Below are 1,023 nucleotides of genomic sequence, written 5' to 3'. Positions count from 1 at the left end.
TACGCCAGCACGCCGAAGAACGCGCCGATGATGCCCACGACCATGGTGGCCACGATCAGCACCATGGGGCTGATCTTCTTGGACAGCAGCCAGTAGTACAGCCAGAAGGCTATCATGCCGAGCATGCCGGGCATGATGCCGTCCAGGATGTCCTGGAGGGTCTGGGCGTCCTCGCCCGAGCCGATGGCCACCGGGATGCTGGCCCAGAACATGTCCTTGCACATGGCGCCCACGACCATGACGCCCACGATGCCCACGCAGGTCATGATCTTCTGCATGAGGCCGGTCCTCTGGGCCTCGTCCAGGAAGCCCACGCCCAGCTCGTAGCCCTTGACGGCGCCCCAGATGCGCAGCGCGAAGCCGGGGATGTTGTAGATGAGCAGGAAGGCGATGGGGCCGAAGGGGTTGCCGGCCTGGCACAGGCTGATGCCCACCGCGGCGGCGACCACGCGCAGCGTCGACAGGAAGATGGAGTCGCCGATGCCGGACAGCGGGCCCATGAGGGCGGCCTTGACGTCGTTGACGCTCTCGGGCTCGATCTCGCCGCGGGCGACCTTCTCCTCCATGGCCATCGCGATGCCGCCGACGAACGGGGCGAACTGGACGGTGATGTTGAAGAACGCGCAGTGGCGGTGCAGGGCCTCGGCGTAGTCGTCGGGGCGGCCGGCGTAGATCTTCTTGAGCATGTTGGCGACCATCAGGCAGAAGGCGATGTTCATCTGCTTGTAGTAGGTCCAGGAGAACTCCATGCCCAGGGCGCCGACGTTGACGGCGCTCTTGACGAGGTCGGAGCGCGTGATCTTGTTCTCGGGACTAGAAGTCATCGTCCTCATCCCCTTCCGCGGAGAGCTGGGGCTGGGCTCCGCCCAGGCCGAGCAGGTCGAACTTGTCGATGCCGATGATGATGGCGATCAGGGCGACGCCCAGGACGGGCACGTTGGCGTAGGAGCACAGCAGGAAGCCAAGGAAGTAGAAGGGCACGAGCTGCTTGGTGAGCACCAGGCGGCCGAGCATGGCGAAGCC

General features: G+C 65.2%; 2 protein-coding genes. Both read right to left on the bottom strand.

Going from position 1 to position 1,023, the window contains the following annotated elements:
- Positions 1-824: PTS system mannose/fructose/sorbose family transporter subunit IID (locus PGW49_RS10355; RefSeq protein ID WP_463671758.1), on the bottom strand; the 824-nt coding region annotated here is incomplete at its 3' end.
- The coding region (locus PGW49_RS10350) for a PTS sugar transporter subunit IIC (protein ID WP_270226448.1) at positions 814-1,023 on the bottom strand (210 nt) is incomplete at its 5' end. The genes PGW49_RS10355 and PGW49_RS10350, both read right to left, overlap by 11 nt.

Origin of the sequence: Collinsella aerofaciens (genome assembly GCF_027679495.1) — a bacterium.
In the GTDB taxonomy this organism is placed as follows: domain Bacteria; phylum Actinomycetota; class Coriobacteriia; order Coriobacteriales; family Coriobacteriaceae; genus Collinsella; species Collinsella aerofaciens_AK.
The sequence above is the reverse complement of the archived record's forward strand: the minus strand, read 5'-3'. Positions and strand labels throughout refer to the sequence as shown.